The organism is Agromyces sp. NPDC056389 (assembly GCF_042262385.1).
Classification (GTDB): Bacteria; Actinomycetota; Actinomycetes; order Actinomycetales; family Microbacteriaceae; genus Agromyces.
In genome coordinates, this window is sequence record NZ_JBHJPN010000002.1 from 135992 (window position 1) to 161857 (window position 25866).

General features: G+C 70.1%; 23 protein-coding genes. 12 read left to right on the forward strand and 11 right to left on the reverse strand.

Annotated features, from left to right (window positions below; genetic code table 11):
* Nucleotides 1-10: 10 nt before the first annotated feature.
* The 3 genes from ACFCVM_RS13610 (at nt 11) to ACFCVM_RS13620 (ending at nt 2626) form a co-directional block, all read left to right on the forward strand.
* Nucleotides 11-859, forward strand: a complete 849-nt coding sequence (locus tag ACFCVM_RS13610; RefSeq protein ID WP_375836976.1) for a fumarylacetoacetate hydrolase family protein — start codon at nt 11-13, stop codon at nt 857-859.
* A gap of 32 nt (nt 860-891) precedes the next feature.
* A complete protein-coding gene (locus tag ACFCVM_RS13615) occupies nt 892-1650 on the forward strand; it encodes an SDR family NAD(P)-dependent oxidoreductase (protein ID WP_375836978.1) in 759 nt (252 codons plus the stop codon).
* Between the two features lie 100 nt (nt 1651-1750).
* A complete protein-coding gene (locus ACFCVM_RS13620) occupies nt 1751-2626 on the forward strand; it encodes a fumarylacetoacetate hydrolase family protein (protein ID WP_375836980.1) in 876 nt (291 codons plus the stop codon).
* A gap of 48 nt (nt 2627-2674) precedes the next feature.
* Here ACFCVM_RS13620 and ACFCVM_RS13625 read toward each other — a convergent pair whose 3' ends face one another.
* Together ACFCVM_RS13625 and ACFCVM_RS13630 are read right to left on the reverse strand one after the other, a co-directional pair.
* On the reverse strand, nt 2675-4183 hold the full coding sequence (locus ACFCVM_RS13625) for an aspartate ammonia-lyase (RefSeq protein WP_375836982.1): 1509 nt from the start codon (nt 4181-4183) through the stop codon (nt 2675-2677).
* A gap of 185 nt (nt 4184-4368) precedes the next feature.
* Nucleotides 4369-5931 carry an amino acid permease gene (locus ACFCVM_RS13630; protein ID WP_375836984.1) on the reverse strand — a complete coding sequence of 521 codons (1563 nt, stop codon included), beginning with the start codon at nt 5929-5931 and terminating at the stop codon, nt 4369-4371.
* Nucleotides 5932-6156: 225 nt separating this feature from the next.
* Here ACFCVM_RS13630 and ACFCVM_RS13635 point away from each other — a divergent pair, with 225 nt between their 5' ends.
* Genes ACFCVM_RS13635 through ACFCVM_RS13655 form a run of 5 tightly spaced genes read left to right on the forward strand, consistent with a single transcriptional unit; the run spans nt 6157 to nt 11268 of the window.
* On the forward strand, nt 6157-7524 hold the full coding sequence (locus ACFCVM_RS13635) for a glutamine synthetase family protein (protein ID WP_375836986.1): 1368 nt from the start codon (nt 6157-6159) through the stop codon (nt 7522-7524).
* Nucleotides 7505-8296 (forward strand): gamma-glutamyl-gamma-aminobutyrate hydrolase family protein, encoded by a 792-nt coding sequence (locus tag ACFCVM_RS13640; RefSeq protein WP_375836987.1) that lies wholly within the window; start codon nt 7505-7507, stop codon nt 8294-8296. Before ACFCVM_RS13635 ends, ACFCVM_RS13640 begins: the two co-directional genes overlap by 20 nt.
* Nucleotides 8293-9648, forward strand: a complete 1356-nt coding sequence (locus tag ACFCVM_RS13645; RefSeq protein ID WP_375836989.1) for an aldehyde dehydrogenase family protein — start codon at nt 8293-8295, stop codon at nt 9646-9648. The genes ACFCVM_RS13640 and ACFCVM_RS13645 overlap by 4 nt, the downstream gene beginning before the upstream one ends.
* A 27-nt stretch (nt 9649-9675) precedes the next feature.
* Nucleotides 9676-10467, forward strand: a complete 792-nt coding sequence (locus ACFCVM_RS13650) for a 3-oxoacyl-ACP reductase (protein ID WP_375836991.1) — start codon at nt 9676-9678, stop codon at nt 10465-10467.
* Between the two features lie 9 nt (nt 10468-10476).
* Nucleotides 10477-11268 carry a FadR/GntR family transcriptional regulator gene (locus ACFCVM_RS13655; protein WP_375836993.1) on the forward strand — a complete coding sequence of 264 codons (792 nt, stop codon included), beginning with the start codon at nt 10477-10479 and terminating at the stop codon, nt 11266-11268.
* Nucleotides 11269-11338: 70 nt separating this feature from the next.
* Here ACFCVM_RS13655 and ACFCVM_RS13660 read toward each other — a convergent pair whose 3' ends face one another.
* On the reverse strand, nt 11339-11656 hold the full coding sequence (locus ACFCVM_RS13660) for a DUF4190 domain-containing protein (RefSeq protein WP_375836995.1): 318 nt from the start codon (nt 11654-11656) through the stop codon (nt 11339-11341).
* A 138-nt stretch (nt 11657-11794) separates the two neighbouring features.
* Between ACFCVM_RS13660 and ACFCVM_RS13665 the strand changes: the two genes are divergently transcribed.
* Nucleotides 11795-13081 carry a uracil-xanthine permease family protein gene (locus ACFCVM_RS13665; RefSeq protein WP_375836997.1) on the forward strand — a complete coding sequence of 429 codons (1287 nt, stop codon included), beginning with the start codon at nt 11795-11797 and terminating at the stop codon, nt 13079-13081.
* Nucleotides 13082-13165: 84 nt separating this feature from the next.
* On the opposite strand, the gene ACFCVM_RS13670 is transcribed toward ACFCVM_RS13665, so the two are convergent.
* From ACFCVM_RS13670 to ACFCVM_RS13695, 6 genes are all read right to left on the reverse strand, one after another.
* Entirely contained in the window at nt 13166-14641 is a 1476-nt protein-coding gene (locus ACFCVM_RS13670) for an NCS2 family permease (RefSeq protein ID WP_375836998.1), read from the reverse strand.
* 58 nt (nt 14642-14699) lie between these two features.
* Nucleotides 14700-15044, reverse strand: a complete 345-nt coding sequence (locus ACFCVM_RS13675; protein WP_375836999.1) for a peptidase — start codon at nt 15042-15044, stop codon at nt 14700-14702.
* Nucleotides 15041-16219 carry an anion permease gene (locus ACFCVM_RS13680; RefSeq protein ID WP_375837001.1) on the reverse strand — a complete coding sequence of 393 codons (1179 nt, stop codon included), beginning with the start codon at nt 16217-16219 and terminating at the stop codon, nt 15041-15043. Before ACFCVM_RS13680 ends, ACFCVM_RS13675 begins: the two co-directional genes overlap by 4 nt.
* Nucleotides 16220-16341: 122 nt before the next feature.
* Nucleotides 16342-16824 (reverse strand): 8-oxo-dGTP diphosphatase, encoded by a 483-nt coding sequence (locus ACFCVM_RS13685; protein WP_375837002.1) that lies wholly within the window; start codon nt 16822-16824, stop codon nt 16342-16344.
* A 2-nt stretch (nt 16825-16826) separates the two neighbouring features.
* A complete protein-coding gene (locus ACFCVM_RS13690) occupies nt 16827-17858 on the reverse strand; it encodes a 6-phosphofructokinase (protein ID WP_375837003.1) in 1032 nt (343 codons plus the stop codon).
* A gap of 162 nt (nt 17859-18020) precedes the next feature.
* Nucleotides 18021-20144, reverse strand: a complete 2124-nt coding sequence (locus ACFCVM_RS13695; protein WP_375837004.1) for a DEAD/DEAH box helicase — start codon at nt 20142-20144, stop codon at nt 18021-18023.
* A 243-nt stretch (nt 20145-20387) separates the two neighbouring features.
* On the opposite strand from ACFCVM_RS13695, the gene ACFCVM_RS13700 reads away from it, so the two are divergent.
* Nucleotides 20388-20594, forward strand: a complete 207-nt coding sequence (locus tag ACFCVM_RS13700; RefSeq protein WP_375837005.1) for a hypothetical protein — start codon at nt 20388-20390, stop codon at nt 20592-20594.
* A 32-nt stretch (nt 20595-20626) separates the two neighbouring features.
* On the opposite strand, the gene ACFCVM_RS13705 is transcribed toward ACFCVM_RS13700, so the two are convergent.
* Together ACFCVM_RS13705 and ACFCVM_RS13710 are read right to left on the reverse strand one after the other, a co-directional pair.
* Complete coding sequence (locus ACFCVM_RS13705; protein ID WP_375837006.1) at nt 20627-22570, reverse strand: DUF2207 domain-containing protein; 1944 nt, start codon at nt 22568-22570, stop codon at nt 20627-20629.
* A 66-nt stretch (nt 22571-22636) separates the two neighbouring features.
* Nucleotides 22637-24946: a heavy metal translocating P-type ATPase gene (locus tag ACFCVM_RS13710; protein WP_375837007.1), complete on the reverse strand. Its 2310-nt coding sequence runs from the start codon at nt 24944-24946 to the stop codon at nt 22637-22639.
* A 78-nt stretch (nt 24947-25024) separates the two neighbouring features.
* On the opposite strand from ACFCVM_RS13710, the gene ACFCVM_RS13715 reads away from it, so the two are divergent.
* Together ACFCVM_RS13715 and ACFCVM_RS13720 are read left to right on the forward strand one after the other, a co-directional pair.
* Complete coding sequence (locus ACFCVM_RS13715; protein WP_179549725.1) at nt 25025-25303, forward strand: metal-sensitive transcriptional regulator; 279 nt, start codon at nt 25025-25027, stop codon at nt 25301-25303.
* Nucleotides 25304-25311: 8 nt separating this feature from the next.
* Nucleotides 25312-25860, forward strand: a complete 549-nt coding sequence (locus tag ACFCVM_RS13720) for an O-acetyl-ADP-ribose deacetylase (RefSeq protein WP_375837009.1) — start codon at nt 25312-25314, stop codon at nt 25858-25860.
* Nucleotides 25861-25866: the final 6 nt, after the last annotated feature.

Here is a 25866-nt window from a genome sequence, read left to right on the forward strand (position 1 = left end):
GAGGACCAGCATGAGATTCGCCCGGCTCGGCAACGTCGACACCGAGATCCCTGTCGTCATCGACGGCGAGCGCACGCTCGACCTGCGCGCGATCACCGCTGACGTCGACGGCGCGTTCCTGAGCGGCGACGGCATCGAGCGTGCTCGCGCCGCACTCGCCGCCGGCGAACTCCCCGAGCTGCCCGACGCCGCGAACCTCCGCATCGGGGCTCCGATCGCCCGCCCGTCGGCGGTCTACTGCATCGGCATGAACTACGCCGCCCACGCCGCCGAGTCGGGGTCGGAGCCGCCCTCGCAGATCGTCATGTTCATGAAGTCCCCGAACACCGTCGTCGGCCCCTTCGACGACGTCGCCATCCCGCGCGGCAGCGAGAAGACCGACTGGGAGGTCGAGCTCGGCATCGTCATCGGTCGCCGCGCGAGCTACCTCGACACCCCCGCCGACGCCCGCGCGCACATCGCCGGCTTCGTGATGGCGAACGACCTCTCCGAGCGCGACTGGCAGATCGCCGTGTCGGGAGGCCAGTGGTCCAAGGGCAAGAGCGCCCCCGGCTTCTGCCCGACGGGACCCTGGCTCGCGACGAACGACGAACTGCGTGCCGACGACCTGCGCCTGCGCAGCTTCGTCAACGGCGAGCCGCGTCAGGACTCGCGCACGAGCGACCTCATCTTCGACATCGACACGATCGTCTGGACGCTCAGTCAGTACCTCACCCTCGAGCCCGGCGACCTCGTGCTGACCGGCACGCCGGAGGGCGTCGCCCTCTCCGGCCGCTTCCCCTACCTCGCCGCCGGCGACGTGGTGGAACTCGACATCGAGGGCCTCGGCCGCCAGCGCCAGCAGTACGTCTCCGCCTGAACCCGATCAGCACGACCCGGAAGGACCTTCTCATGAGCAATGAATTCAGCGGCCTCGTCGCGATCGTCACCGGCGGCGCATCCGGCATCGGCGCCGCGATCTCCGCCCGCCTGCAGCAGGGCGGTGCACGCGTCGCCGTCTTCGACCTGCAGCCGGATGCCGCGGCGCACGCCGACCTGGCCATCGCCGTCGACGTGGCCGACGACGCGAGCGTGCGTGCGGGCGTCGAGCGGGTCGCCGCCGAGCTGGGCCGCATCGACATCGTCGTGAACAACGCCGGCATCGGCGCCCAGGGCACGATCGAGGCGAACTCCGATGACGAGTGGCACCGGGTCCTCGACATCAACGTGCTCGGCATGATGCGGGTCGCTCGCGCCGCGCTCCCCCACCTGCGCGACTCGCCGTCCGCGTCGATCGTCAACACGGCGTCGATCGCGGCGACGGCAGGGCTGCCCCAACGCGCGCTCTACAGTGCGAGCAAGGGTGCGGTCGCCGCACTCACCCGCGCGATGGCGGCCGATCACCTGCGCGAGGGGATCCGGGTGAACGCCGTGAACCCGGGCACCGCCGACACTCCGTGGATCGGGCGCCTCATGGCCTCCGCCGCCGATCCGGTGGCCGAACGCGCGGCCCTCGAAGCCCGCCAGCCGCACGGCCGGCTCGTCACGGCCGACGAGGTCGCCGGCGCCGTCGCGTACCTCGCGAGCCCGGCGTCGGGCTCGACGACCGGTGTCGAACTCGCCGTCGACGGCGGCATGCAGGAGCTGCGCCTGCGACCGGCGGCGAGCTGAGGCGGCATCCGCTCGATTTGTCGACGCGGCGGTGCATCCGGCGGTGTTCGTTGTACATCGCGCACAGTCGGATCGCACTGCCGCCCGATAGCCTGAAGAGGTGAAGTTCGCGCACCTGAGAGTCGAAGGCCAGACGACACCTCGACTCGCGGCGGTGATCGCGGAGTCGGCGCTCTTCCTCGACGAGTTCATGGAACGACCGCCGCGCGACCTGCAAGATCTGATCGAACGCGGCCCCGAGGGGCTGGCCGAGGTGCGCGAGGTCGTCGACACCGCCACGAGCCTCGGCGCCGAGCTGACCCCCGTGGCGGCGCTGCGACACTCCTCTGCGGTGCTCCGCCCTGCACAGGTCATCGCGATCGGCGCCAACTACGCCGCGCACGCCTCCGAGCTGAAGCTGCGCTCCGAGACGGCGATGACGATCTTCTCGCTCTGGCCGAACTCGCTCACGGCGCACGGCGCCACGACGACCTGGCCAGAAGACCTGACGACGCAGGTCGACTACGAGGCCGAGCTCGGCGTCATCATCGGCCGGCCCGCCCGCGGCGTGCACGTGCGCGATGCACTCGACTACGTGTGGGGATACACCGTCGTCAACGACATCACGGCACGCGACATCCAGTTCAGCGAAGCACAGTGGTCCCGGTGCAAGTCGTTCGACGGCTTCACCCCCACCGGGCCGGTCGTCGTCACGGCCGACGAGATCCCCGACCCGCAGGATCTCTGGCTCACCACGAACCTCGACGGCAGCATCATGCAGGACGCGTCGACGAACGAGATGGTGCGCAGCGTCGCGGAGATCATCTCGCTGCTCTCGCGGTCGGCCACGATCCCGCCGGGCACGCTCATCTCCACCGGCAGCCCTGGCGGCGCCGGCTATTCGCGCAAGCCGCCGGTCTTCCTGCGCGACGGCTCGACCGTCACGGTCACCGTCGAGGGCATCGGCTCCCTCACGACGCACTGCCGGGTGGTCTGACCGTCCGGTGCCGCGGTCGCACACCGACCGCGGCACCGAACCCCGGCCTCACTCCGAGGGCTCGCCCTGCAGGTCGATCAGCGGGATCGCCATCGTGATCGGGCGGATGCCCGACAGCTTCGACGGCTGCAGCTGCGCCATGACGGCCTCGCGGCTCATGAGCCCGGTCTCGACGACCAGGTCGGCGACGGGCCGACCGGTCTTCAATGCGAGCTTGGCGAGGGTGGATGCCTCGGTGTAGCCGATGAACGGGATGAGCGCCGTGATGACACCGACGCTCGATGCCACCATCGCCTCGAGCCGTTCGACGTTCGCGGTGATGCCGTCGATGCAATTGACGCGGAGGGTCCAGCACGCCTGACGCATCCAGGTGATCGACTGCAGCAGCGAGTGCGCGATGACCGGCTCGAACGCGTTCAACTGCAGCTGGCCGTTCTCGGCGGCCATCATGACCGTGACGTCGGCGCCGGCGACGGCGTAGGCGACTTGGCTGACCGCCTCGGGGATGACCGGGTTCACCTTGCCGGGCATGATGCTCGAACCTGCCTGCCGCGGCGGCAGGTTGATCTCGCCGAACCCGGCCTGCGGGCCCGACGAGAGCAGGCGCAGGTCGTTGCAGATCTTCGAGAGCTTGATCGCGCTGCGCTTGAGGGCGCTCGAGAAGGTCATGAAGACGCCGGTGTCGCTCGTCGCCTCGATGAGGTCGGGGGCGGACACGAGGCGGAGCCCCGTGATCGCGCTCAGGTGCCGCACCGCGGCCGCCGCATAGCCGGGGTCGGCCGTGATGCCGGTGCCGATCGCGGTCGCGCCGAGGTTCACCTCGGACAGCAGCTTGATCGTCTCGCTCAGGCGCTCGTGGTCTTCGCCGAGCGTCGTCGAGAAGCTGTGGAACTCCTGCCCGAGCGTCATCGGCACGGCGTCCTGCAGCTGCGTGCGACCGACTTTCAGCACCTCGTGGAACTCGTGCCCCTTGCGTCCGAACGAGACGCGGAGCAGGTCGAGCTCGCGGAGCATCGTCGTGAGCGAGAACGTCATCGCGAGCTTGACGGCGGTCGGGTACGTGTCGTTCGTCGACTGGCTGCGGTTGACGTCGTCGATCGGGTGCAGCACGTCGTAGCGACCCTTGGGGTAGCCGGCGATCTCGAGCGCGACGTTGGCGATGACCTCGTTGGCGTTCATGTTCGTCGAGGTACCGGCACCGCCCTGGATGACCCCGACGACGAACTGCTCGTGATGCTCACCGTCGATGATGCGCTGGCACGCTTCGTCGATCCACGCGGCCTTCTGGTCGGTGAGCACGCCGACTTCGCGGTTGGCTCGGGCGGCGGCCTGCTTGACCGAGGCGAGGGCGACGATGAGATCGGGGTAGACCGAGATCGGCCGCTTCGAGATCGGGAAGTTCTCGAGCGCTCGCATCGTGTGAACGCCCCAGTAGGCGTCTGCGGGGACCTCGACCGAGCCGAGGGAATCGGTCTCCGTGCGGGTCGGCGGCTTCGCACCGCTGCCGACGAGCGTCGGATCGGTATACGTGTCGTCGGTGGACTCGGGCTCGTGCATCTCTTCCTCCACGGAGTCGTGCGCGAGTGGACGTCGTGGGTGCCGACGTCCCCGCTGCCGGCTCCATCGCCTGGGGTCTGCGCGGGATCGCCGCGCTCGTACTCGACAACGAGCCTATCGTCGCGGTCCCCGCCGAGACGAATGCGGCGGGGCGCCCCCACGCCCCGACCGCCTCCGCCCGCAGGTCAGACCTTGTCGGTCTCGTCGACGCCGTCGGTCGCGAGCAGCTCGCTCTCGACGGTGCCGCCGTACCCCTCGGCCTGCGGGTCTCCGTGGAGGCCGCCCGACACGGCGTACTCCTCCTCGGGCGACAGGATGAGCCGGTGCCGGCCCCAGAGCGCGAAGCTCGCGAGCATGACCGCGTAGACGACGCCGATCGCGATGATCGCCGGCACGAACGTCGGGTTGAGCAGGAACCCGAGGAAGATGAGCGCGGCGATGATCGCGGCGACGACGGCGCCCGGCACGCCCCACGGGCTGCGGTAGGGGCGCTTCGCGTTCGGGTACTTGCGGCGGAGGATCACGAACGCGACCATCTGCAGCAGGTAGGCGAGCACCGCGCCCCACACCGCGATGTTCAGCACGATCGCGCCGGCGACCGCGCCCGCTCCCTCGGCGTCGACCTGGGCGAGCACGTCGAGCACGATGAGCGCGACGAAGCCGATGATCGCGCCGGCCACGAGGGCGACCCACGGCGTCTGGCGCTTGCCCGTGAGCGAGAGGAACTTCGGGTAGTACCCGGCGCGCGAAAGCGAGTACATGTTGCGCCCGTAGGCGAACATGATGCCCTGGAGCGACGCGAGCAGGCCGATGAGCGCGAAGAGCGCGAGCACGGCGGCGAGTTCGTCGCCGACGATGGCCCGGAACCCGTCGAGCAGGGGCTCCCCCGCGGTGCCCGTGGCCTCCGCACCGACGACGCCGGTGTTCAGGAACAGCACGAGCAGGCCGGTCACGATGAGGGTGGCGCGCGCGATGAGGCCGGCCTTCGGGATGTCGCGGACCGGGTCCTTCGACTCCTCGGCCGCGAGCGGCAGCTCCTCGATGCCGAGGAAGAACCACATCGCGAACGGCAATGCGAAGAGGATCGGCAGCACGCCGTGCGGCAGGAACGCCGTCTGCCCGGCATCGGGGACGATGTCGAAGAGCTTGTCCCACGAGAACTGGCCGGAGAAGATCGCCATCGCGCTGAAGACGAGCAGGATCGCGATCGAGATGATCGAGACCACGATCGCGAACTTGAACGAGATGCTCGCGCCGGCCGCGTTGATGCCGATGAAGACGAGGTAGAGGATCACCCACCAGATCCACTGGGGCATCGAGAAGCCGAGCAGCTCGCTCGTGATCGCGTCGGCGTACGAGCCCGAGAAGAACACGATCACCGCGGTCGTCGCGACGTACTCGATGGTCTCGGCGAGGCCGGTGACGAACCCGCCCCACGGCCCCATCGCGGCACGCGAGAAGGAGTACGCCCCACCCGTGTGCGGCATCGCCGACGACATCTCCCCGATCGAGAAGATGAGCCCGTAGTACATGACGACGAGCACCGCGAAGGCGATGAGCATGCCGCCGAAGCCCGCGAAGTCGATGCCGAAGTTCCACCCCGAGAAGTCGCCCGAGATGACGGCGGCGACGGCGAGGCCCCAGAGGCCCCACACCCCGGCGGTGCGGGTGAGCTTGCGTTTCTCGAAGTACCCGGAGTCGGCGGTCGTGTACTTCACTCCCGAGACCTTGAGCGTGTCCTTGGTCATGGCGGTTCCCTTGCTCTCTCGAAGCGCGCAGCCGCAGCAGCGCGGGGGTGGGATGCGTTGGCCTGAACTATAGAGCGCCCAATGGTTGCTCGTACAGACCTTTTTGAAATGCATGCGAACGAATCTCGCGGGAATCGTGCGGATTCCGCCCCACACGTTCCGACAAGCCTGTGGTGTAATGGTCGGCAGCACCGACCATTCATCTTTCTGGAAGAGGCAAAGCGGATGACGGCACCCACCGGATACCTCACCCTCGACGCACTGCATGGCGCGGTCGCCGACGGCCACGTCGACACCGTGATCGTCGCGTTCACCGACATGCAGGGGCGCTTGATCGGCAAGCGCGTCTCGGCGCGGCTCTTCCTCGACGACGTCGCAGCCCACGGCGCCGAGTGCTGCAACTACCTGCTCGCCGTCGACGTCGAGATGAACACCGTCGACGGCTACGCGATGTCGAGCTGGGAGCGCGGCTACGGCGACATGGCGATGATCCCCGACTTCTCGACGCTGCGCATGGCGCCCTGGCTCGAGGCGACGGCGCTCGTCACGGCCGACCTGCAGTGGCTCGACGGCACCCCGGTCGAGGCATCGCCCCGGCGCATCCTGCAGCGGCAGCTCGAACGCCTCGCCGAGCGCGGGCTCACGGCCTTCGTCGGCACCGAGCTCGAGTTCATCGTCTTCGACGATTCGTTCCGCACCGCCTGGCAGAAGGGCTACCGCGACCTCACCCCCGCGAGCGACTACAACATCGACTACGCGCTGCTCGCCTCGACCCGCATGGAGCCGCTGCTCCGCGACATCCGGAATTCGATGGACGGCGCGGGCATGTACTGCGAGGGCGTGAAGGGCGAGTGCAACCTCGGCCAGCAGGAGATCGCCTTCCGCTACACCGATGCGCTCGGCACGTGCGACAACCATTCGGTCTACAAGAACGGTGCGAAGGAGATCGCCGACCGGCACGGCAAGTCGCTGACGTTCATGGCGAAGTTCAACGAGCGCGAGGGCAACAGCTGCCACATCCACATCTCGCTGCGAGGAGAGAACGGCGAGGCCGTCTTCAGCGATCCGGATGCCCCGCACGGCATGTCCACCCTCTTCCGCCGGTTCCTCGCGGGTCAGGTGGCCGCGATGCGCGAGCTCACGCTCTTCTCCGCCCCGAACATCAACTCCTACAAGCGCTACGTCGCCGGCAGCTTCGCCCCCACGGCCATCGCCTGGGGCCTCGACAACCGCACGTGCGCGCTGCGCGTCGTGGGTCGCGGGCTCGGCATGCGCGTCGAGAATCGGGTGCCGGGCGGCGACGTGAACCAGTACCTCGCCGTCGCGGCGCTCATCGCCGCGGGCCTCGCCGGCATCGACGGCGAACTCGAGCTCGACGACCTCTTCGAGGGCAACGCCTACGAGAGCGACGTGGCGCGGGTGCCCGCGACGCTCCGCGAGTCGGCCGAGCTCTTCGCAGGATCCGCGGTCGCCCGCGAGGCGTTCGGCGACGAGGTCGTCGATCACTACCTGAACAACGCGCGCATCGAGCTCGCCGCCTACGACGCGGCCGTGACGGACTGGGAGCGGGTGCGTGGTTTCGAACGACTCTGAACGGAGCATCCCCGCCCCGGTGATCGGCATCACGACCTACCTCGAGCAGGCGCAGACCGGGGTCTGGGACGTGCGCGCCTCCTTCCTCCCGAAGGTCTACATCGACGCCGTGACCGACGCCGGCGGCATCGCCGTGCTGCTTCCGCCCCAACCGGCCGACGCCGCGACCGCCCATTCGGTGCTCGGCGCGCTCGACGGGCTCATCGTCTCGGGCGGCGCCGACGTCGACCCCGCGCGATACGGCCAGGCGCGGCACGATCGCACCGGCGCGCCGCGCACCGATCGCGACGACTGGGAGGACCTGCTGCTGACGACCGCGATCGGGCTCGAGCTGCCCTTCCTCGGCATCTGTCGCGGTGCGCAGATGCTGAACGTTGCGCTCGGCGGCACGCTCGTGCAGCACCTGCCCGACGTCGTCGGCAGCGACGCGTACCAACCCGGCCCGGCGCAGTTCGGCGAAACCTCGGCGATCGTCGAGCCGGGCTCCCGTCTCTCGGCGGTGCTCGGCGATGCCCCCTCGCCGCTGCCGATCCACGTCTACCACCACCAGGCGCTCGATGAGGTCGCCGACGGCCTGCGGGTCACCGCACGCACCGACGACGGGGTCATCGAGGCCGTCGAGCTCGAGACGGTGCCGTTCGGCATCGGCGTGCAGTGGCACCCCGAAGAGAACGCCGCCGACCGCCGACTCTTCGCCGGCCTCGTCGATGCCGCCCGCGAGCACCGGGCAGCCCGCCCCGCGACCGCCCATTCCGAGAGGACCGACCAGTGACCCACACGATCGTCAACCCCGCCGACGAGAGCGTCGTGACCACGGTCGCCGCCGCCTCGATCGACGACACGGATGTCGCGATCGCCCGGGCCGCCGCGGCCCAGCGCGACTGGGCGCGACTTGCCCCTCTCGACCGCGCCCGGCTCCTCCGCCGCTTCGCAGATGCCGTCGACGGTGCGGTCGAAGAGCTCGCGGCGATCGAGATGCGCAACTCGGGGCATCCGATCGGGCAGGCCCGGTGGGAAGCGGGGCATGTGCGCGACGTGCTCGAGTACTACTCCGCTGCGCCCGAACGGCTCTTCGGCCGGCAGATCCCCGTCGCCGGCGGCCTCGACGTCACCTTCCAGGAGCCGCTCGGCGTCGTCGGCGTGATCACGCCGTGGAACTTCCCCATGACGATCGCGGCCTGGGGATTCGCACCCGCGCTCGCGGCCGGCAATGCGGTCGTGCTGAAGCCCGCCGAGTGGACCCCCCTCACGAGCATGCGCCTCGCAGAACTCGGACTCGAGGCGGGCCTGCCCGACGGGCTCTTCCAGGTCATCCCCGGCAAGGGATCGGTCGTCGGCCAGCGCTTCGTCACGAACGAGATCGTTCGCAAGATCGTCTTCACCGGCTCGACCGAGATCGGCAAGCAGATCATGTCGGGCTGCGCCGACCAGGTGAAGCGCGTGACGCTCGAGCTCGGCGGCAAGAGCGCCAACATCGTCTTCGCCGACTCCGATCTCGAACGGGCCGCCGCGACCGCGCCCTACGGCGTCTTCGAGAACGCCGGGCAGGACTGCTGCGCCCGCAGCCGCATCCTCGTCGAGCGCAGCGTCTACGAGCGGTTCATGGAGCTGCTCGAACCCGCGGTGGCCGGGGTCCGCGTCGGCGATCCCGCCGACGAGTCGACCGAGATGGGCCCGCTCGTCGCGGCCGCCCACCTCGACCGGGTGCGCTCCTTCGTTCCGGATGACTCGGAGCTCGCGTTCCGCGCCTCCGCCCCGACCGGTCCCGGCTTCTGGTTCCCGCCCACCGTGCTCACGCCGGCGCGCGACTCGCGCACCGCGCGCGAGGAGATCTTCGGTCCCGTCGTCTCGGTGTTCCCGTTCGACGACGAAGACGACGCGGTGCGCTTCGCGAACGCGAGCGAGTACGGACTCTCGGGATCGATCTGGACCCGTGACCTGAGCCGCGGCATCCGCGTCGCCCGGGCGATCGACTCGGGCAACCTCTCGGTGAACTCGCACTCGTCGGTGCGCTACTCGACGCCGTTCGGCGGCTTCAAGCAGTCGGGGCTCGGCCGCGAGCTCGGTCCCGATGCGCCACTCGCCTTCACCGAGACCAAGAACGTCTTCCTCGCCGTCGACTGACGAGCACGACCCTACGACAGGAGCACCATGACCGACCTTCCACGCATCGACCTCACCCAGCGCCTCGCCGGCCGCGTGGCCGTGATCACCGGCGGCGCCTCGGGCATCGGCCTCGCGACCGCCAAGCGCCTCGCCGCAGAGGGCGCCCGCGTCGTCATCGGCGACATGGATGCCTCGACCGGGCCGGCCGCAGCCGAACTCGTCGGCGGGCTGTTCGTGCAGGTCGACGTCACCGATCAGGCCCAGGTCGACCACCTCTTCGACGAGGCCGCCCGCGTCTACGGCTCGGTCGACATCGCGTTCAACAACGCGGGCATCTCCCCGCCCGACGACGACTCGATCGAGACGACCGAGCTGCCCGCCTGGCAGAAGGTGCAGGACGTCAACCTCAAGTCGGTCTACCTCTGCTCGCGAGCGGCGCTGCGGCACATGGTCGCGCAGGGGCGCGGCTCGATCATCAACACGGCGTCGTTCGTCGCGGTGCTGGGGTCGGCGACCTCGCAGATCTCGTACACCGCCTCGAAGGGCGGCGTGCTCGCGATGAGCCGGGAACTCGGCGTGCAGTTCGCCCGGCAGGGCATCCGCGTGAACGCCCTCTGCCCGGGCCCCGTGAACACGCCCCTGCTCCAGGAGCTGTTCGCGAAGGACCAGGAGCGCGCCCAGCGCCGCCTCGTGCACATCCCCGTGGGCCGCTTCGCCGAACCCGAGGAACTCGCCGCGGCGGTCGCGTTCCTCGCGAGCGACGACGCCTCGTTCATCACCGGCTCGACGTTCCTCGTCGACGGCGGCATCAGCTCGGCCTACGTCACTCCGCTCTAGGCTCGAAGCATGGCGGTCGCGGAGGAGAACGAGCAGGCGGAGCCCGCCGAGGTGCCGGGCATCGAGGCGACGAATGCCGAGGTGCTGAGCGCCGGGCTGCTGCTGACGCCGGCGCGGCCGGCCAACGCGTTCGAGGAGACCGTGCAGCGCCTGCTGCAGTCGATCCGGCTCGGGCTCATCGGCCCGGGTGAGCGCCTGCCCGCCGAGCGCGAACTCGCGACGATGCTCGAGGTCAGCCGCGACACGCTTCGCGAGGCGATCGCCTCCCTCGCCGAAGCCGGATGGGTGGTGGCCCGGCGCGGGCGCTACGGCGGCACGTTCGTCTCCGACGAGCTGCCCGTCGCGCTCCCCGCGACGCCGGGCACGGCCGATGATCCGTTCGTGACGTCCGCCCGCCTCGAGGACACGCTCGCGCTCCGCTCGGTCATCGAGGTCGGCGCGGCGCGGCGCGCCGCCGAGAGCGAGCTGACCGCGAACGACCGCGAACGGCTCTGGCAGGCCTACGAGGAGTGCCGCACCGCCGCCGGCGACCAGTACCGCATGGCGGATTCCCGCCTGCACCTGCTGATCGCCGAGGTGCTCGGCGCGCCGAGCGTCATCCCGCTCGTCGCAGACGTGCGCATGCGCGTCAACGAACTGCTCGACGGCATTCCGCTGCTCGCGCCGAACATCGCGCACTCGAACGAGCAGCACCGCGCGATCGTGGGTGCCATCCTCCGCGGCAGCCCCGACGATGCCGCGAGCGCCATGGCCGAGCACCTCGAGGGCACCGAGGCGCTGCTGCGCGGCTTCTACGCCTGAGACGCGAGAACGGGCCGCCTCCCGAAGGAGACGACCCGTTCCGCGGACCCGATGCGGGTCGCCTGCGAACTCAGAGGAACGCGAAGGGCAGCATCGCGAGTCCGAAGACGAGGGCGCCGAACGCGACGAGCACGGTGCCCGCGAGCATCACGCCGTTCAGCACGATGCCCCAGATGGCCATGGTGCGCGCCGCGGGCTCGCGCTTCAGTGCCAGGATGCCGAGCACGAGCCCGATCACCGGCACGAAGAAGGTGGAGCTCGCCACGATCGAGACGAGTCCGAGCACGAGGCTCGCGATGCTGAACCCGTTCGTCTCCGCGGCCGGCGCGGTGTACGGGTTCGGCTCCGCGAACGGCGCCTGGGTTGCGGTGTCGGTGACGGTGGTCATGTTGTGCTCTCCTGTTCGTGGATGCCCGTTGTGGGCGTGCTTCCACGCTACGGACCCGCGGAATCGCGGGGTATGGGGCTATCCCCCCGATACCATCGGATGGATCCCCACCCTTCGACTCCCATGAAACGGAGCAGCATGACTCTGCCCTGGACCATCCACGGCGACGGCAAGAACGTCAACCCCGGCGAGGTCGTCGCCCCCGGCGAGCGCCTCAGCTGGCCCCGCACGATCGGCCTCGGCGCCCAGCACGTCGTGGCCATGTTCGGTGCGACCTTCCTCGTGCCGATCCTCACGGGCTTCCCGCCCGCGACGACGCTGTTCTTCTCGGGCCTCGGCACGATCCTCTTCCTCGTCATCACGAAGAACCGGGTGCCGAGCTACCTCGGCTCCTCGTTCGCGTTCATCGCCCCGATCAGCGCCGCGATGGGCGCGAACGGCATCGGCGACCCGATGGGCGCCGCGCTCTTCGGCATCGTCGTCGTCGGCGTGCTGCTCGCGCTCGTCGGCCTCCTCGTGCAGTGGGTCGGCACGCGCTGGATCGACGCGCTCATGCCGCCCGTCGTGGCGGGTGCGATCGTCGCGCTCATCGGCTTCAACCTCGCGCCCGCTGCGAAGAACAACTTCATGCTGGCCCCGCTGACCGCGCTCATCACGCTCGCGGCCGTCATCATCGCGAGCGTCGCCTTCCGCGGCATCCTCGGCCGCATGTCGATCCTCGTCGGCGTCGTGATCGGCTACATCGCCGCGGCGATCCAGGGCGAGATCGACTTCGCGCGCATCGAGGACGCCGCGTGGATCGGCCTGCCGACCTTCCACCTGCCCGCGAACCCCTTCGCCGACGCCGCCGTATGGGGCTTCCTCCCCGCTTTCCTGCCCGTCGTGCTCGTGCTCATCGCCGAGAACGTCGGCCACATCAAGGGGGTCGCGCAGATGACCGACCCGTCGGTCAACAGGTCCACCGGTCGCGCGCTCTTCGCCGACGGCCTCGCGACCACCATCGCCGGCTTCTTCGGCGGCTCGGGCACCACGACCTACGGCGAGAACATCGGCGTCATGGCCGCGACCCGCATCTACTCGACCGCCGCCTACTGGATCGCCGGCATCGTGGCGGTGCTGCTCGGCCTCTCCCCCAAGTTCGGCGAGGTCATCAACACGATCCCGGCGGGCGTGCTCGGCGGCGTCACCACGGCCCTGTACGGCCTCATCGGCATCATCGGCGTGAAGATCTGGCTCGACAACAAGGTCGACTTCTCGAAGCCCGTGAACCAGTTCACCGCGGCGACGGCCCTCATCATCGGCATCGCGGACTTCACCTTCGCGGTCGGCGGCGTCTCGTTCAACGGCATCGCGCTCGGCACGATCGCCGCCATCGTGATCTACCACCTCATGAACGGCATCGCCAAGGCGCGCGGCACGAACTGAGGCCCGGCTCGCACCGAGCGGAAGCACGAACACGGATGCCCCGGGGCCGATCGGCCCCGGGGCATCCGTCGTCGGAGCGGAAGGTCAGGCGAAGAGCGCCTCGACCGGACCACGGGCGAAGTAGACGAGGAAGCCGGCCGCGACGATCCAGAGCAGCGGGCTGATCTCGCGGGCCTTGCCCGACAGCGAACGCACGACGACCCAGGCGATGAAGCCCGCGCCGATGCCGTTGGCGATCGAGTAGGTGAGCGGCATGACCGTGACGGCGAGGAACACCGGCAGCAGCACCGAGAACTCCGAGAAGTCGATGTGCTTGATCTGCGCCATCATGAGCGCACCCACGATGACGAGCGCCGCCGAGGCGACCTCGGTCGGAACGATCGAGACGAGCGGGCTGAAGAACATCGCCGCGAGGAAGAGCAGGCCCGTCACGATGTTCGCGAGGCCCGTGCGCGCGCCCTCGCCGATGCCGGCGCCCGACTCGATGAAGACCGTGTTCGACGACGCGGAGGCGTAGCCGCCCGCGACGGCGCCGACGCCCTCGACGATCAGCGCGGACTTCAGGCGCGGGAAGTCGCCCTTCGCGTCGGCGAGCTGCGCTTCCTTGGACAGACCCGTCATCGTGCCCATGGCGTCGAAGAAGTTCGTGAAGACGAGCGTGAAGACGAGCATGACGGCGGCGAGCACGCCGATGCGCTCGAAGCTGCCGAACGAGACCTGTCCGACGAGCGAGAGGTCGGGCAGGCCGACGATCGAGCCCGTGAGCTCGGGCACCGAGAGGCTCCAGCCGCCCGCGTTGAACTCGTCGCCGGCGAACATCGGGCCGAGGTTCCAGATCGCCTCGACGACGACCGCGAGCACGGTGCCCGAGACGAGGCCGATGAGGATGCCGCCCTTGACCTTGCGAGCCACGAGGATGCCCGTGAGCAGGAGGGTGAAGATGAAGACGAGGGTCGGCACGGTTGCGACGGAACCGGCGATGCCGAGGCCGACGGGCGGCGACGAGGCGCCGGTCGCGGTGACGAACCCGGCGTTCACGAATCCGATGAAGGCGATGAAGAGGCCGATGCCGACCGTGATCGCGAGCTTCAGCTGGATCGGCACCGCGTCGAAGATGAGACGGCGGAGGCCGGTCGCCGCGAGCAGCACGATGATGAGGCCGTTGATGACCACGAGGCCCATCGCCTCGGGCCAGGTCACCTGGCCGACGACGGAGACCGCGAGGAACGAGTTGATGCCGAGGCCCGCGGCGAAGCCGAAGGGCAGGCGGGCGACGAGGCCGAACAGGATCGTCATGACACCGGCCGTCAGGCCGGTGACGGCGGAGACCTGGGCGAACCCGAGCTGGTTGCCGTCGACGTCGACGCCGGCCGACAGGATGATCGGGTTGAGGATCACGATGTACGCCATCGTCACGAAGGTGACGATGCCGCCGCGCACCTCGGTGCCGACGGTGGAGCCGCGCTTGGTGATCTCGAAGAATCGATCGACGGGATGCGACGGCTTCGCGCTCTGCTCCGCCGTGTCTGGGGTCGTTTCGGGGGTCGTCTCAGTGGTCATCCGGGAACCTTCGATGAGGGACGCGCCGGGAGCGGCGCGACGGGTGGACTGGAGCTGCTCAGCTGAACAGCTTGATGATGTGCTCGCCCACGATCAGGTAGAGACCGAAGATCACCGCGAGACCGCTCACGATGAAGCAGGTCCAGGCGCCGACGAGCGCGGCGCGTTTCTGCCCCTCGCTCAGCGGGCTCTTCTTCGCCGCCTTGGCCGCCCGCTTCTCAGCCTGACGGATCTCGGCGGGCGTCACCACGGTGATCGCGTCGGTGAACTCGGCGGGCGTCACGATGGGCGTTCGCCCCGAGATCGTGAGGAGCCGGACGCCGAGCGAGTATGCGGAGACGACGACGACGGTGCCGATCATCGCGGTGACGAAGACGAGGAGGAACGCGAACCAGTCGATCACGACGTCACCTTCTTCTTCGGCTTGGGGTTGCGCTTGATCTTCACCGCACGGCCCGAGTGGGCGACCTCGCTCACCACGTTGTGGTGGGAGACCTCGTTGCGGCGCGACCAGAGGAAGATGCCGACGATCACGGAGACGCCGACGATCGTGTCGATGACGATGCCGACGACGCCGAGGTGGGCGACGACCGCGGCGAGAGCGCCCACGCCACCCGCGGCGGGCAGCGTCAGGAGCCAGCCGACGCCGATGCGGCCGGCGGTGCGCCAGCGCACCTTCGACCCGCGGCGACCGAGGCCGGAGCCGATGACCGAGCCCGAGGCGACCTGCGTGGTCGACAGCGCGAAGCCGACGTGGCTCGAGGCGAGGATCGTCGCCGCGGTGGCCGTCTCGGCGGCGAAGCCCTGCGCCGGCTTCACGTCGGTGAGGCCGGTGCCGAGCGTCTTGATGATGCGCCAGCCGCCCATGTACGTGCCGAGGGCGATCGCGATGGCGCACGTGACGATGACCCAGAGCTGCACCTCGGCGCCCGCGGGCTGCAGGCCCGCGGCGACGAGCGTCAGGGTGATGACGCCCATCGTCTTCTGGGCGTCGTTGGTGCCGTGCGCCAGGGCGACGAGCGAGGAGGAGAAGATCTGCGCGTGGCGGAACCGGTCGCGCCCGTCGGGCTTGCCGTCGTAGCGACGCGTGATGGCGTAGGCGAGCTTCGTCGCGGTGTAGGCGATGAGCCCCGCAGTGAGCGGAGCGAGCAGCGCGGGCAGGATGACCTTCGACAGCACGACCGCGAAATCGATCGCGCCGACGCCGAACCCGACGAGGGCCGCGCCGATCAGGCCGCCGAACAGCGCATGGCTCGACGACGACGGCAGGCCGAGCAGCCAGGTGATCATGTTCCACACGATCGCGCCGATGAGGCCCGCGAAGATGAGCTCGGGTGTGATGAGCACACCGCCGTCACCCTCTTTGATGATGCCGCCGGAGATGGTCTTGGCCACCTCGGTCGAGAGGAAGGCGCCGACGAGGTTCAGGATGGCGGCGAGGCCGACCGCGACCTTGGGCTTCAGCGCGCCCGTGGCGATGGGGGTGGCCATCGCGTTGGCCGTGTCATGGAACCCGTTGGTGAAGTCGAAGAAGAGCGCCAGTGCGATGACCAGCACGACGATGAGGGTGAGATCCACCGGCGCCTTTCGTAGCTAATACAGCCTCTGGGATCGGTGAAGCCCGCGCCCTGGGAGGGATTTCACCAGATGTTCAGGGGATGTGCCTTGCAGAAGCAAAGTCCGCCGTGCACCCATAGATACTACGTGACGGAACCAGGCTCCTCCACCACCGTAGCGAGGTCGGCACCGAACACGAAGGTGCGCTGCACGGTGCCGCCGGCGAGCACGTCGGGCAACCACCGGCGCGCGTCGTCCCACATCTCGTCGAGCGGGATCTCGCGCACGTCGAACCACTCGGGATCGAGTTCGTCGGAGGGCACGGGCTCCCCCGTCCAGTTACGGCACACGAAGACGTTGGATTCCTGGCTCCAGGCCTCCTTGTGCGGGAACACGTAGCTCAGGATGCCGCGCGGCTCGAGGTCGTCGGCGGCCACGACGAGACCCGACTCCTCGAAGATCTCGCGCACCGCGGCATCCGTCGCCGACTCGCCCGGTTCGAGCTTGCCGCCGGGAGCCACGAAATTGCCCATGCCGAGCCCGTGCTTCTTGCGCCCCAGGAGCACCTCGACGCGCCCTCCGTGCTCACGCAGGAGGTAGCAGACGCACACCTGGGGCACTGACACGCTCAGCCGAAGAGGATCTTCGCCTCGTCGTACCGCGACTGCGGCACCCGGTTGAGGGTGCCGACCGCGTCGGCGATCGAGACGGTTTCGATGTCGGTGCCGCGAAGCGTGACCATCGAGCCCCATGCGCCGTCGTAGACCGCGTCGACCACGGCCATGCCGAGGCGCGTCGCGAGCACGCGGTCGAATGCGGTCGGCTCGCCGCCGCGCTGGATGTGGCCGAGCACCGTGGCGCGGGACTCGATGCCCGTGCGCTCCTCGATCATGGGCGCGATGAGCTCGGCGATGCCGCCGAGGCGCGGCCGGTTGAACGCGTCGAGGCCCTTGTGCGAGTGCGCCTCGGCCATGTCGTCGAACTTGAAGCCCTCGGCCACGACGACGAGCGGCGCACGGCCGCGGTCGCGCACCGACTCGACCCACTCGGCGATCTGCTCGATCGACTGCGGCTGCTCGGGGATGAGGATCGCGTGCGCGCCGCCGGCCATGCCGGAGTGCAGGGCGATCCAGCCGACGTGGCGGCCCATGACCTCGAGCACCATGCAGCGCCCGTGCGAGTCGGCCGTGGTGCGCAGGCGATCGATGGCCTCGGTCGCGATCTGCACGGCCGTGTCGAAGCCGAACGAGTAGTCGGTCGCCGCGAGGTCGTTGTCGATCGTCTTCGGCACGCCGATGACCTTGATGCCGCCCTCGTCGTAGAGGCGGCGGGCTGCGGTGAGCGTGCCCTCGCCGCCGATCGCGACGATCGCGTCGATGCCGTTGCGGTCGAGCATGCGCTGGATGTTCTCGGGGCCGCCGCCCTCGCCTTCGAACGGGTTGGTTCGGCTCGAGCCGAGGATCGTGCCGCCCTGCTTGGCGAGGCCGCGCACGTCGTGGCGCACGATGGGCATGATGTCCTCTTCGACGACGCCGCGCCAGCCGTTGCGGAAGCCGACGAACTCGGTGTCGTACGAGATGACGCCCTTCAGCACGGATCCGCGGATGACCGCGTTGAGGCCGGGGCAGTCGCCGCCCGATGTGAGGATGCCGATCTTCATGCTCGTGGGACTCCTTGTTGCTCAGGGGGATGCGTCGCCGGAGCCGCTTCATCGGGGCACGACTCCGGGAAGTCTAGCGAACCTCGACTTCCCCGAACGACGCCGACGAGGCGCCCCCGCGCGGTGGTCGCCGGCCGGGCCGACCGCCCGGCGGTCCCCCGCCTACAGGGCGCCGTCGAGCGCCTGCCGCAGCAGGTGCTGCAGGGCGTCCAGCTGCACCGAGTCCGCCGAGCCCGGCTCGACGTCGCTGCCGTCGAGCGCACGCGCTGCGAGCCCCTGCTTCGAGTCGATGAGTTCGGCGATGCGCGCGTCGATCGTGTGCGCGGCGATGATGCGCCATGCGGTGACGGGCTCGTCCTGGCCGATGCGGTGCACGCGGTCGATCGCCTGCGTCTGCTCGGCCGCGGTCCAGCTGAGCTCGGCGAGCACGACGTTCGATGCGGCCTGCAGGTTCACTCCGACGCCTGCGGCCGTGAGCGAGCAGACGGCGACGGCGACCTCGGGGTCGTTGTTGAACGCGTCGATCGCGGCCTGGCGCTGCAGGGCGGTCTGGTCGCCGCGAAGCGACACGGTGCGCAGCTCCCGTGCGGCGAACGCCGCCTCGGCCTGGTCCATGACATCGATGTGCTTGGCGAAGAACACGACCTTGCCGACCGAGCGGGCGAGCTGGGCGGCGTAGTCGGCGGCGAGACCGGCCTTGGCCTGACCGATGCGGCGCACCATCGTGAAGACGTTCTCGCCCGACTTCGTCGCCTTCGACTCCTCGAGCTCCGCGCTCGCGACGGCACGGATGAACTGGTCGCGCTGATCGTCGTCGAGGTCGCCGACGCGCAGGTGCCGCGCCTCGACGAGCGCCCGGAAGCGCCCTGCGAGACGGTTGCCGAGCTCTCGCTCGGCGGCACGAACGGAGCGGCCGAGTTCGTCATCGAGTTCGACGGGCAGGTCGGCGATGCGCTTGGCGGGCAGGTCGGCGGCGACGTCGACCTTGCGCCGGCGCACGATGCCGAGGTCGATCACGGCACGGCGGGCCGCGCTGTAGAAGCCGGGCTCCGCCGGCGTGAGACCTGTCTCCTCGAGCTTGCCGAGCAGTTCGGGCGAGGGCTTGTCGCCCTCGATCCAGCCGAGGAACTTCCAGATCGCACGGAAGTCGTCGACGTCGTTGATGAGCGGCGTGCCGGTGAGGGCGAGCAGCAGGGGGTCACCGCCCGGCGCGGTACGACGGATGCGGTCGGCGAGGGCGAGCACGTTCTTCGAGCGCTGCGACTGCAGGTTCTTGATGAAGTGCGCCTCGTCGACGACCATGCCCTTGAAGCCGAGGGTCGACAGCCACGCCATGTGCCGGTCGAGCACGTCGTAGTTGACGACCACGACGTCGGCGAAGGCGTCGAGCGTGTCGCCGTCGCCGTGGATGACGGTCGCACGGCGATGCGGGGTCCACCGCTCGACCTCGCGCGCCCAGTTCATCTTCACGACGTTCGGCACGACGGCGAGCAACGGGTAGGCGCCGGCGACGGATGCCGCGAGCACCGACTGCGCCGTCTTGCCGAGACCCGGCTCGTCGGCGAGCAGGAACGTGCGGTGCCCGAGGCGGGCGCTCTCGATGAAGCGCGCCTGGTGCTTCATGAGCTCGAGGCCGCGCGGCGCGAGCCGGTCGACCTTCGGCGCTTCGGGCAGCTCCATCGTGGCGGCCTGACCCCCGGAGCCGACCTCGAAGGACTTGAACAGCGGGCCGAGGAGCTCCCAGTTGGCGAGCCGGCGCACCGGCACCACCGGAGCGGCCTGCTTCGAGAAGTCGGGCGGGAGGAACGGGTTCGCGAGCTGTCGCGAGCGAACGGATGCCGGGATCACCTGGTTCTCGCTGAGCGCGGGCTTCACCTCGGCTTCACGGGTGATGATGAGCTCGTCGGGCGAGAGCTCCGCTCCCGACTCGAGCAGCCAGTCGCGACGGAACCGCTGCGCGACCGTGGAGATCGAGGCGTCGGGCTCGAGCAGGGCGATGAGGCTCGTGTCGCGGGCGGCGGTCTTCGCGAGGATCTGCGCGATGCCGTCGAGTCGCTTGAGGAGCTCGGAGCGCGCGGCATCCGTGATCTCGGTGTCGGCCTTGACCCGCGCGCGCTCTTCGCGCATGAGGAGTGCGATCACCTGGAACTTCGTGCGATTCGTCGGGCCGAGCTTGCCCTTCTGCGCCTTCTGCTCCACCTCGCGCACCTTGCGCGCGAGGATCGGGATGATCGGTGCGTCATCGTCGCGCGAACGCGTTCGCTGCCGCTGCCTCGTCTGGGCCAATGGTCCTCCAGTGTCTGGGCCGAATCCGGCACCCCCCTCGACATCGTGAGATGTTCGAGACCGCTCGGCGGCACCGAACTGGTCGGTGGCCCGCGGTGCGCGAATCCCGAACCGAGCAGCGCGCGAGCTCAGGTTCATTCACACCCAGCTCGCGCGGTCGGACGAAGAACGGATTCGTCGTGCGCAGGACCAGTCTAGCGTCAACCCCGTGCAGGATCGGCGCGACAGGCCTACCCTTGCCTCATGGACGGTCTCGCAGGGGCGGGCGACGGCGTCACGCCCGATGACGATTTCACGGTGTCGCAGGATACGGAGTTCGACGAACCCGACGATGTCGCCGACGACGACGAGCGCCCGATCGACGACAGCCTCGACGACGAGGTGCCCGGCGTGGACGCCGAGCGCCGCGTCGATCTCGCCGACGACCGCGGCCCCGCCGCAGAGGAGTAGTCGCCGGGCCCCCACGGCCGCGGGCGGTTTGGTCAGACCCCGCCGCCGCCGCCGCCGCCGCCGCCGCCGCCCGCGGAGCCGCCGCCGCCCGAGCCGCTCGACCCGGAGCTCGACCCCGACCCCGACCACGACGAGCTCGAGGCCGATGAGAACGACGAGATGCCCGACGCGAGCAGCCCGGCGTTGAAGCCGCTCGACCCGGCGTACCACGTGGGTTCCGTGCCGACCTGTTCGTGCAGCGCGGAGAGCACCTCGGCCCATTCGCGCTCGAGGCCGAACAGCACGGCGTAGGGCAGCAGTCGCTCGTTGAGCTTCAGCATGGCGACGGGGTCGAGCTCGACGGTCGCGACCGGCGCGCCCGCGGCATCCGTCGGGGTCGCACCGGCGTCGGATGCCGCCGACCGCTCCACCCGCAGCGCCCCGCTCGGACTCTGCAGCACGCGGAGCCGATCGGCCTCGGCGAGGCGGATGTAGAGGCGCAGGCCCTCGAGGTGATCGTGCAGTGCGCGGCCCTGCTCGGTGAACGGGCGCACCCCGGCGATCGTGAAGAGCGTCGCGACCGCCGCGAGGATCGCGACGACGAAGCAGATCGCCGGCCAGAACCCGCCCATCTGGTTGTCGAGCGCGATGACGCCGAGCACGAACGAGAGGGTCGCGGCGACGGCGGCGACCACGAGGAGCAGGACCCGGAGCCCGACGGCGGGCCGCCGCCGCAGCCCGGCCGAGACCGCGTTCTTGCCGACCGCCTGGTTGATCTCGTACAGGCGCTTGCCGAGCGCCGTGTCGTTCGCAAGCTCTCGCCGCTCTCCCGCGCGGCGGTCTCCGAAGAGCGCAGAGACGACCGCGTCGGCGTCGGGGTCGGCTGGTTCGCCCGCCCCCACGTACTCGACGGCGTACTTCTTCTTGCCGGACTCGACGATGCGCAACTGACCGGCGACCGCTCGTTCGAGGATCGTCGCCGTCACGCCCTTGGCCGATGCACCGACGAGATCGGCCGCGAGCAGCGTCGAGACACCGGCGGGCGGCTCGTACTGGGCGATGATCGTGCCGCGCCCGGGATGGCTGCGCCAGCGCGAGATGCGCAGGATCAGCGCCGCCGCGGCGACGAGCACGGCGATCACGGCCGCGATGGCACCGCCGATGGCCGCGGGCGAGGAGCCGAACGACTCGTCGCGCGGAACGAAGGTGCCCTCGGTGAATGCCGCAGCGATGGAAAGGGTCTCGAACGGCTGCAGGTCGAGGGCCTCGGCCGTGATGACGGGCGGTTCGGGCTCCTGCTCCAGCGACTCGCACGGCGTGCCCGAGTTCTCGGAACCGCGATAGCAGGCGACGGCGCCGGTCGCCGCCGCGGCGACGTCGTCGCTCAATCGCAGCTCGGCGCTGACCCGCCCGAAGGGCTGGGCCCACCCGGTGCCGTTCACATCCCAGTAGAACTCGTCGACGTCGGCATCGCGGGGTTGCAGGGTGACATTGTGCTGCCGGTAGCTGATGACGTAGGTCTGCTCGCCGTGAACGAAGTCGTCGCCGCGGATCGTGACGAGGACGAAGCCGTCGTCGTCCTCGTCCTCCTCGACCTCGAACGAGCGGGGCGCGCCGGTGCCGTCGGTCACCGTGATGTGCTCGATGTCGGTGGGGTGCCCGCGATACGACCGTGGGAGCGCGCGCCGGATACCGTGGTTCTGGTCGAACTCGGGGAACCGGGCGACGAGCGTCTCGGTCGCGTCGAGCACCGAGCGTCCGCCGTCATCGCGCGAGAGTTCGTAGACGGCGTCGAACGAATCGAAGGTGAAGTCATCGGTGCCGCTCGCCGCCCCGATGACGGATGCCGCGGGCACGGCGAGTGCCGGCGACGACGTGGCCGCAGCACTCGGTCCGACGGTCACCGCCGCCGCAGCCGGCAGCGCCGCGGTCAGCGCGGCGACGAGGCCGACGATCGCAGCAGCGGTGCCGATGAGTGCGGTTCGGGAGCGGCGCATGCCCCCTACGCTAGCGCGGGCGCGGGCCCCGGTCGGCGATCACCGATCGGGGCCCGCGCGAGCACCTCATGCCCGGCGCAGCCGGAGGCTGTTCAGCACGACGAAGACGCTCGAGAACGCCATCGCGGCGCCCGCGATCATCGGGTTCAGGAAGCCCGCCGCCGCGAGCGGGATCGCCGCGACGTTGTAGGCGAAGGCCCAGAACAGGTTGCCCTTGATCGTGCGGAGCGTCGCCCGCGCGAGTGAGATCGCGTCGGCGATCGCCCCCGGCTCGTCGCGCGTGAGTGCGAGGTCGCTCGCCGAGGCCGCGGCATCCGTGCCCCCGCCCATCGCGATGCCGAGGTCGGCCGCCGCGAGTGCTGCGGCGTCGTTCACGCCGTCGCCGACCATCGCGACCCTGCGCCCCTCGGCCTGCTCGCGGCGCACGATCTCGAGCTTGCCCTCGGGGCTCACCCCCGCGTGCACCTCGTCGATGCCGAGTGCGGCGGCCACGCGCGCCGCCGGGCGCTCGGCGTCGCCGGTCACGAGCGCCGGGCGGAGGCCGAGACCGCGGAGCCGGTCGACCGCCTCGCGAGCGCCGTCCCGTACCCGGTCGCCGACCTCGATGAGCGCCTCGACCTCCCCGGCTGTTCCGACGGCGACGAGGGTGTGGTCGGAGGCGGCGGCGCGTGCTTCGAGGGTCGCCGGCATGCGGTAGCCGAGCTCGACGAGGAAGGCCGGTCGTCCGGCCGCGGCGGGCACGCCGTCGACGACGCCCGTCACGCCGAGGCCCGCGTGGGCGCGGAATCCGCTGACGTGCACGCCGCGCCACGTAGACGCCGAGGCATCCGCCCCGTCGACGATCGCCCGCGCGACCGGGTGCTCGGACCCGCGCTCGAGCGCCGCTGCGATGTCGAGCGCCGCACCACCGCCGACGCTGTCGGCACCGGAACCGTCGGCGGTCGTGACGCCGGTGAGACTCATCCGACCGGTGGTCAGCGTGCCCGTCTTGTCGAGGAGGATGGTGTCGACGTCGCCGGCGCGGTCGAGCGCGTCGGGCCCGGTGATGAGGATGCCGCGTTCGGCACCCCGGCCGGTGCCGACGAGGATCGCCATCGGCGTCGCGAGGCCGAGCGCACAGGGGCAGGCGATGACGAGCACGGCGACCGCAGCGGTGATGGCCTGCTCGACGGGGCTGCCCGTGGCGACCCAGACGATCGCGGTCGCCGCGGCGAGCGCGATGACGATCGGCACGAACACCGCCGAGATGCGGTCGGCGAGGCGTTGCGCTCGCGACTTGCCGAGCTGCGCATCCTCCACGAGACGTGCGATCTGCGCGAGTCGGGTGTCGGCCCCGACCCGCTCTGCCGCGACCACGAGGCTGCCGCCGTGCACGATGGTCGCCGCGGTCACCGCGGTTCCGGGCGCCACGTCGACGGGTGCCGGTTCGCCGGTCAGCATGCTCTCGTCGACTCCGGCCTCGCCGCGCACGACGATCCCGTCGGCCGCGACGCGCTCACCGGGGCGCACGACGAACCGGTCGCCGGGGCGCAGTGCCTCGATGCGCACCCGCTCCTCGCGCTCCTCTTCGCCGTCGCCGCGAAGCACCGAGACCTCGCGCGGCGCGAGTTCGAGCAGCGTGCGCAACGACTGGCCTGCTCGGCGCTTCGAACGCTGCTCGAGCACTCGCCCGAGCAGCAGGATCGTGATGACCCCTGCGGCGACCTCGAGGTAGATGTCCCCGCCGGGCGTGCCCCGCACGCCGAAGGTCCACTCGTGGGTCATGCCCGGCATGCCCGCGTGCCCGAAGAAGAGCGCCCAGAGCGACCAGGCGAACGCGGTGAGCGTTCCGAGGGAGACCAGCGTGTCCATCGTGAGCGAGCCATGACGCAGGTTCACCGCCGCTGCGCGGTGGAACGGCCAGCCGCCCCAGACCACGACCGGTGCCGCGAGTACGAGCGAGAACCACTGCCAGTAGGTGAACTGCAGCGCCGGCACCATGGCGATCACGACGACCGGCACGGTGAGGGCGGCCGAGATCACGAGCCGGGTCATGAGCGGGTCGGATGCCGTTGCGGAGAGGACGTCGGGTGCTCGGTCGGGTGCGACGTGTGCGGTGGAGGCGGTCTCGGCGTGCGCGCCCGCGTCTCCGAGTCCGTGCTCGGCCGGCGCCTCGGGCACGTGTGCCGTGTAGCCGGCGGCCCGCACCGCCTCGACGAGCTCGTCGATCGACGTGGTCGACGGGAACGACACGCGAGCCTTCTCGGTCGCGAGGTTCACCTCGGCCTCGACGCCCTCCAGCTTTCCGAGGCGTTTCTCGACCCTCGAGACGCAGCTCGCACACGTCATGCCCTCGATGCCGAGGTCGATCGTGCGGGTCTCGCGCTGCAGTGTCATCCGTCTCTCCTTGGTTGATTGCGGAGTCCCAACAGTACCCCCCAGGGGTATCTGGCGCAAACGGGGTATCCTGTTCAGGTGATCGAGGACATCAAGAAGCGCGCACTGCACCGCACGAAGATCATCGAGGGCCAATTGCGCGGCATCGAGAAGATGATCGACAACGACGACTACTGCGTCGACATCATCACGCTCTCGCTCGCCGTGCAGAAGTCGCTCGGCTCCCTCAACAAGCTCCTCGTCGAGAATCACCTGCGTACGCACGTGACCGAGATGTACGACGCGGGCGGCGAGCAGCGCGAGGCCGCCGTGGCCGAGCTCGTGCGCATCTTCGAGCTCTCCAACAACCGGGGGTAGGCGAGCGGATGCCGCGCATCGAGCTGGTCACGGGCGATATCACCGTGCAGCACGTCGATGCCATCGTGAACGCGGCCAACTCCTCGCTGCTCGGCGGCGGGGGCGTCGACGGCGCGATCCACGCGGCCGGGGGGCCCGAGATCCTCGCGGAGTGCCGTCGTCTTCGCGCGACCGCCCTGCCCGACGGGCTGCCGGCGGGCGAGGCCGTCGCGACGACCGCGGGCCGTCTTCCCGCACGCTGGGTCATCCACACCGTGGGGCCGGTGTGGCCGGGCGAAGGACCCGAGGCCGACACCAGGCGCCGGTTGCTCGCCGCCGCCTACCGCAACTCGCTCGGCCTCGCCGAGTCGCTCGGAGCGGCATCCGTCGCCCTCCCCGCCGTCTCGGCCGGAGTGTACGGCTGGCCGGCTCCCGATGCCGCGCGCGTGGCCCTCTCGACTGCGGCCGAAGCAGCCTCGCCCGAGCTCATCCGGTTCGTGCTCTTCTCCCCCGCCATGCACGACGTCTTCGCCGATGCGGCGACCGCGCTCGGCATCGCAGTGGAGTCCGCCGGCTGAATCCCG